5 protein-coding genes are annotated in these 6,139 nt (G+C 61.2%); 4 read left to right on the forward strand and 1 reads right to left on the reverse strand.

The genetic code is table 11. From position 1 onward, the window contains the following. Nucleotides 1-46: 46 nt before the first annotated feature. From FHT28_RS33315 to FHT28_RS33325, 3 genes are read left to right on the forward strand one after another with little or no spacing between them, the layout of a single operon-like run. Nucleotides 47-1,444 carry a VOC family protein gene (locus tag FHT28_RS33315; protein WP_047559123.1) on the forward strand — a complete coding sequence of 466 codons (1,398 nt, stop codon included), beginning with the start codon at nt 47-49 and terminating at the stop codon, nt 1,442-1,444. 60 nt (nt 1,445-1,504) lie between these two features. Further along, nucleotides 1,505-3,037, forward strand: a complete 1,533-nt coding sequence (locus tag FHT28_RS33320) for an aldehyde dehydrogenase family protein (RefSeq protein ID WP_168598580.1) — start codon at nt 1,505-1,507, stop codon at nt 3,035-3,037. A 5-nt stretch (nt 3,038-3,042) separates the two neighbouring features. Further along, nucleotides 3,043-4,278, forward strand: a complete 1,236-nt coding sequence (locus FHT28_RS33325; RefSeq protein ID WP_168598581.1) for a pyridoxal phosphate-dependent aminotransferase — start codon at nt 3,043-3,045, stop codon at nt 4,276-4,278. 66 nt (nt 4,279-4,344) lie between these two features. Here the strand turns inward: FHT28_RS33325 and FHT28_RS33330 are convergent, their stop codons facing one another. After that, the gene (locus FHT28_RS33330) at nt 4,345-5,448 is read right to left on the reverse strand and encodes a saccharopine dehydrogenase family protein (RefSeq protein WP_168598582.1); all 1,104 of its coding nucleotides are present in this window, start codon (nt 5,446-5,448) and stop codon (nt 4,345-4,347) included. Nucleotides 5,449-5,585: 137 nt separating this feature from the next. Between FHT28_RS33330 and FHT28_RS33335 the strand changes: the two genes are divergently transcribed. Next, complete coding sequence (locus tag FHT28_RS33335) at nt 5,586-6,017, forward strand: Lrp/AsnC family transcriptional regulator (RefSeq protein ID WP_037197688.1); 432 nt, start codon at nt 5,586-5,588, stop codon at nt 6,015-6,017. The last annotated feature ends 122 nt before the right edge of the window (nt 6,018-6,139 follow it).

The following is a 6,139-nucleotide window of genomic DNA, read 5'->3' on the forward strand; positions in this document are numbered from 1 at the left end:
ATCCTGCGAGATAGGAATGATATAGCCTTTCAGGAAGACATCGCCCATGAAGTCTGATCACGTCTCGACCAGCGATATACGCAGCGCCTTTTCGGCCGCCATGTCCGCCATGTATCGCGACGAAGTTCCCGCCTATGGCACGCTCATGGAGCTGGTGGGCCGCGTCAACGACGAAACGCTGGCTGCCCAGCCCAAATTGAAGGAACGCCTGCAGGCGACCGACTATCTCGACCGCATCTCCGAGGAACGACACGGCGCAATTAGGCTCGGGACGGCAGCGGAACTCGCAATGATGGCGCGCGTATTCGCCGTCATGGGCATGTATCCCGTCGGCTACTATGATCTTTCCACGGCAGGCGTGCCCGTGCATTCAACGGCATTCCGGCCAATTGGCGATGCCGAACTGAAGCGCAACCCTTTCCGCGTCTTCACATCGTTGCTGCGGCTCGACCTCATCGCCGATGAAGACCTGCGCGCGGCGGCGGCCAAAATTCTCTCGAAGCGCCGAATCTTCACCGAAGACGCCATCGCTCTCACCGAAAAGGCCGAACGCGGCGGCGGCTTGACCATGGCCGATGCCAGCCGTTTCGTGGACGAAGTGCTGGAGACCTTCCGCTGGCACGACGAAGCCAATGTCGATGCTGCCATGTACGAGCGCCTTCATGACGCACATCGCCTGATCGCCGACGTTGTGTCGTTCAAGGGCCCGCATATCAACCATCTGACGCCGCGCACGCTGGATATAGACCAAGTGCAGGTGCTGATGCCCGATTACGGCATCGCGCCGAAGGCCATCGTCGAAGGCCCGCCGACGCGCGCCTGCCCGATCCTGCTGCGCCAGACCTCGTTCAAGGCGCTCGAAGAGCCGGTATCCTTCCGCAATGCCGACGGCGTCCGGGAAAGCGGCTCGCACACCGCCCGCTTCGGCGAGATCGAGCAGCGTGGTATCGCGCTGACACCCAAGGGTCGCGCGCGCTATGATCGCCTGCTTGATCAGTCACGCAAGATCGTGCGGCCCGCAGCCGACGGATCGAACGCACGCGACTACGAGGCCGCGCTCGCGCAGAGCTTTGCCGAATTCCCCGACGATTGGGCAGCGATCCGTGGCGAAGAACTTGGCTACTTCGCCTATTCGCTGACGGCCAAGGGGAAGACCGCAGCCGCAAGGGGCGATCTCTCCCTCGAAACCCTGATCGAAGAAGGGTACATCCAGTTCGACCCGATCGTCTACGAAGACTTCCTGCCCGTCAGTGCCGCCGGCATCTTCCAATCCAACCTCGGCGACAGCGCGCAGCAGGAATTCGTTGCCAGCCCGAACCAGAAGCGGTTCGAAGCCGATCTTGGAATGAAGGTCTTGAACGAATTCGACCATTATGCCGGCATCGAGCAGGCATCGATCGACGCCTGCCTGCGGGCGCTATCCCAACGAGACGCGGCCGAGTGAGATCGCGCGACCTTTACGGTCGCGCCGCAGGCCCGGATCAGAGACAAGTGGAGTTATGAGATGAACATCGCAGCAAAGAACCTTTCCGTCGCGGCCGAGACCGCCGCCATCCTAGAAAAGCTCGGCGTCGACAAGGCGCTCTATACTCAGGGTGACATGCCCTCCTACTCGCCGGTGACTGGCGAAAAGATTGCCGACGTTAAGACCGTTTCGGCAGACGAGGCCGCCCAGCGGATCGAGAAGGCGCACGCCGCGTTCCGTGAATGGCGGCTGGTGCCGGCACCCAAGCGCGGCGAACTCGTCCGCCTGCTCGGCGAAGAACTGCGTGCCGCCAAGGACGACCTCGGCCGCCTGGTCTCGATCGAGGCCGGCAAGATCCGTTCCGAGGGTCTCGGCGAAGTGCAGGAAATGATCGACATCTGCGACTTCGCCGTCGGTCTTTCCCGCCAGCTTTATGGCCTGACGATCGCCACCGAGCGCCCGGGCCATCGCATGATGGAAACCTGGCATCCGCTCGGCGTCGTCGGCATCATCTCGGCTTTCAATTTCCCGGTTGCGGTCTGGTCGTGGAATTCGGCTCTGGCGCTGATCTGCGGCGACGCCGTCATCTGGAAGCCCTCGGAAAAGACACCTCTGACGGCGCTGGCCTCGCAGGCAATCCTCGACCGCGCCCTCGCCCGTTTCGGCGATGCGCCGGAAGGCCTGTCCCAGCTTCTGATCGGCGACCGCGCGATCGGCGAAGTTCTGGTCGATCATCCGAAGGTGCCGCTGGTCTCAGCGACCGGCTCGACCCGCATGGGCCGCGATGTCGGGCCGCGGCTCGCCAAGCGCTTCGCCCGCGCCATCCTCGAACTCGGCGGCAACAATGCCGGCATCGTCTGCCCGTCGGCCGATCTCGACATGGCGCTGCGCGCCATCGCCTTTGGCGCCATGGGCACCGCCGGCCAGCGCTGCACGACGCTGCGCCGACTTTTCGTGCATACGAGCGTCTACGACCAACTCGTACCGCGCCTGAAAAAGGCCTATCAGAGCGTTTCGGTCGGCGATCCCCTGCATTCCTCGGCCTTGGTCGGGCCTCTTGTCGACAAGGCAGCATTCGACGCCATGCAGAAGGCGATTGCAGAAGCAAAGTCGCATGGCGGCACTATCACCGGCGGCGAGCGCGTCGATGTCGGCCATGCCGATGGCTATTATGCCAAGCCGGCACTGGTCGAGATGCCGAAGCAGGCCGGCCCGGTCTTCGAGGAAACCTTCGCTCCCATTCTCTACGTCATGCCCTATGACGATTTCGATGCTGTTATAGACGAACACAATGCCGTCTCGGCCGGCCTGTCGTCGTCGATCTTCACCCGCGACATGCAGGAATCCGAGCGCTTCCTTGCGGCTGATGGATCCGATTGCGGCATCGCCAACGTCAATATCGGCACGTCTGGTGCTGAAATCGGCGGCGCGTTCGGCGGCGAGAAGGAGACCGGCGGCGGCCGCGAATCCGGATCGGATGCCTGGAGAGCCTACATGCGCCGGGCGACCAATACCGTCAATTATTCCAAGGCCCTGCCGCTGGCGCAAGGCGTTTCCTTCGACATCGAGTAAGACTCATGACGGTCGCCACCAACGCCGAGGAGGCGGGTTTTCGGCCCGCTTCGCGCATCGCCTCCATCGGCGTTTCGACGATCCTGCAGATCGGCGCGCGCGCCAATGCGATGAAGCGGGACGGTCTGCCTGTCATCATCCTCGGAGCGGGGGAACCTGATTTCGATACGCCTGATAATGTCAAAGAGGCTGCGAAAGCCGCCATCGATCGCGGCGAAACGAAATACACCGCCCTTGACGGCACGCCGGAGCTGAAGAAGGCGATCGCCGGCAAATTCCTGCGTGAGAACGGCATCGACTACGCCCTCGATGAAATCACCGTGGCGACAGGTGCAAAGCAGATCCTGTTCAATGCCTTCATGGCATCAATCGATCCGGGCGATGAGGTCATCATCCCGACGCCCTACTGGACTTCCTATTCCGATATCGTCGAGATCTGCGGCGGCGTGCCGGTGCTGATCCCATGCGATGCCGAGGCCGGGTTCCGTCTCGAGGCGGATCAACTCGAGAAGGCAATTACCCCGAAGACGCGCTGGCTCCTGCTCAACTCGCCGTCCAATCCGTCGGGTGCGGCCTATTCGGAAGCCGATTACCATCCGCTCATCGAGGTGCTGCTGCGCCATTCGCATGTGTGGCTGATGGTCGACGATATGTATGAGCATATCGTCTATGACGGCTTCCGCTTCACGACGCCGGTCGCGATAGAACCGCGCCTCAAGCGTCGGACCTTGACCGTCAACGGCGTTTCCAAGGCCTATGCCATGACCGGCTGGCGCATCGGCTATGCCGGCGGCCCGAAGGCACTGATCAAGGCCATGGCCGTCATCCAGAGCCAGGCGACGTCCTGTCCCTCCTCCGTCAGCCAGGCAGCGGCCGTTGCGGCGCTGAACGGCCCGCAGGATTTTCTGAAAGGTCGCACGGCAAGCTTCCAACGCCGGCGCGATCTGGTGGTCAACCGGCTCAATGGCATCGAAGGCCTGGATTGCCGGCTGCCGGAAGGCGCCTTCTACACGTTCTCGAGCTGCGGCGGCGTGCTGGGGAAAACAACGCCGTCCGGAAAGACGATCGCAACGGATGCGGAGTTCTGCGCCTATCTGCTCGAAGAGGCCCATGTCGCAGTCGTGCCCGGCTCGGCATTCGGACTGTCGCCCTATTTCCGAATTTCCTATGCGACCTCGGAAGCCGATCTTGTAGAGGCTCTCGATCGCATCGAGCGGGCTTGCGCGGCGTTGCGACCATAGCTTCGTCGCCAAAGCGAATGTGGCGCCCGTTGGGGCGCCACTTGTTTAGCAAGCAATGACTTCGGCTTACACCGCTTCTCTCACCCTGAGCTTCTCCAGGCCGTAGACCTGCCCGAAGCGATTGGCGAGAAAGTCGCCGAGATCGATTTCCTCCTGACGAACAAAGCCCTTGGTGGGAAGCTTGCCATGGGAAAGCAGGTCAAGCACGGTCGTAATGCCGGCAGCCGTGGTGATCTGGATGGCGCTCATCTTTTTGCCGGCAACGACACCAGCATAGACCTTATTGGCGTAGGTTTCCTGCATGTACCGCCCGTCGCGCCAGCCGCAGACGGTGACGAAGACGACGACCACATCCTGCATCGTCGCGGGCAGCGCGTTTTCGAACAGATCCTTCAACACATCGCGGCGATTCCTGAGGTTCAGGTCATTCAAGAGCGCCTTGATGATGGCCTGGTGGCCGGGGTAGCGGATCGTGCGGTAGTTCATCGTGCGCACGCGACCGGCCAGCGTCTTGGCGAGCGTTCCGAGGCCGCCGGAGGTGTTGAAAGCCTCATAGGTGATGCCGTCGAGGGAGAATTCCTCTCTCTCTTCCAAGGCCGGCACCGTCACGAGCTTGCCTTCGACGATTGCTTCGCACGGCTCGATATACTCGTTGATCAGGCCGTCCGTGCTCCAGGTCAAATTGTAGTTCAGGGCGTTGGATGGATATTGCGGCAGCGCGCCGACCCGCATGCGCACGCTGTCGAGGCTATCGAAACGCTTGGCGAGATCATTTGCGACGATCGAGATGAAGCCTGGCGCCAGGCCGCATTGCGGGATGAAGGCGGTGCGTGCGCCCTGGGCCAGCTCCTCTACCTTCCTCGTCGTGGCGACATCCTCGGTAAGATCGAGATAGTGAACGCCGGCTTCCAGTGCAGCTTCGGCGACAAAGCCGGTCAAGTGGAAGGGCGCGGCTGACAGCACGGCGAACTTCCCGGTCAGAACGGCCACCAGCCCTGCACTGTCGGCGATATCGACGGCTGCGATGGAAATTGCAGGATGGTGGTCGATCTTGGCAAGCTGCTCCTGGCTGCGGTCGGCGACAATAACCTTGTAATCGCCGGTCTCGGCCAGCATCAGAGCGATCGCTCCGCCGATCTTGCCTGCGCCGATCACCACTATCTCTTTCATATATTTCCCCTGTGTTTCACTATAGGATTTTTATAAGTGTAGGCAGGAGCTGGACGATTCATAGCGACAGAAAACGCGTTTCGTTGTATAAATCTAAGCAATATGACTATCCATTTGAACAGAATGCAGGATGAGCCATGCAGGTAACAGGGAAGGATCGCGAGCTGCTGTCGTTGCTCGGCCAGAATGCCCGCGTGCCGGTGGCGACACTGGCCAAGAAGCTGTCGCTGTCGCGAACGACAGTTCAGGCTCGGCTCGAGCGGCTTGAGAGGGAAGGCGTAATCGCGGGTTATGGCGTGCGACTGTCGGAGGCCTATCTTTCAGGTCTCATCCGCGCCCACATTCTGATCACCATTGCGCCGAAGGCGCTCTCGGCAGTGACGGCATCGCTGGACGCGATCCATGAGGTGACGACGCTTCACTCCGTCAGCGGTACCTTCGATCTGATCGCCATCGTCGCGGCTCCGTCGATTTCCGAGCTTGACCATCTGATCGATGAGATCGGCAAGATCGACGGCGTCGAGCGGACGCTATCCTCCATCATCCTTTCGACGCGGATCGCGCGCTGAAAGCAAACCCGTGCCTGTGGGATCACACTAGAGCGTTTCAGGTTTTGACGGAAGCGTATCCAGCGTTGACGAAGTAGTTGTTGCATTCGTTGGGCTCGATTGTTTTGACGAGATGTCCGATG

Origin of the sequence: Rhizobium sp. SG570 (genome assembly GCF_012275345.1) — a bacterium.
GTDB classification, from domain to species: Bacteria; Pseudomonadota; Alphaproteobacteria; order Rhizobiales; family Rhizobiaceae; genus Rhizobium; species Rhizobium lusitanum.

What these genes read in the sequence shown, in the direction of transcription:
- FHT28_RS33315 (WP_047559123.1), top strand. Translation starts at nt 47, where the DNA reads ATGAAGTCTGATCACGTCTCGACCAGCGATATACGCAGCGCCTTTTCG.
- FHT28_RS33320 (WP_168598580.1), top strand. Translation starts at nt 1,505, where the DNA reads ATGAACATCGCAGCAAAGAACCTTTCCGTCGCGGCCGAGACCGCCGCC.
- FHT28_RS33325 (WP_168598581.1), top strand. Translation starts at nt 3,043, where the DNA reads ATGACGGTCGCCACCAACGCCGAGGAGGCGGGTTTTCGGCCCGCTTCG.
- FHT28_RS33330 (WP_168598582.1), bottom strand. Translation starts at nt 5,448, where the DNA reads ATGAAAGAGATAGTGGTGATCGGCGCAGGCAAGATCGGCGGAGCGATC.
- FHT28_RS33335 (WP_037197688.1), top strand. Translation starts at nt 5,586, where the DNA reads ATGCAGGTAACAGGGAAGGATCGCGAGCTGCTGTCGTTGCTCGGCCAG.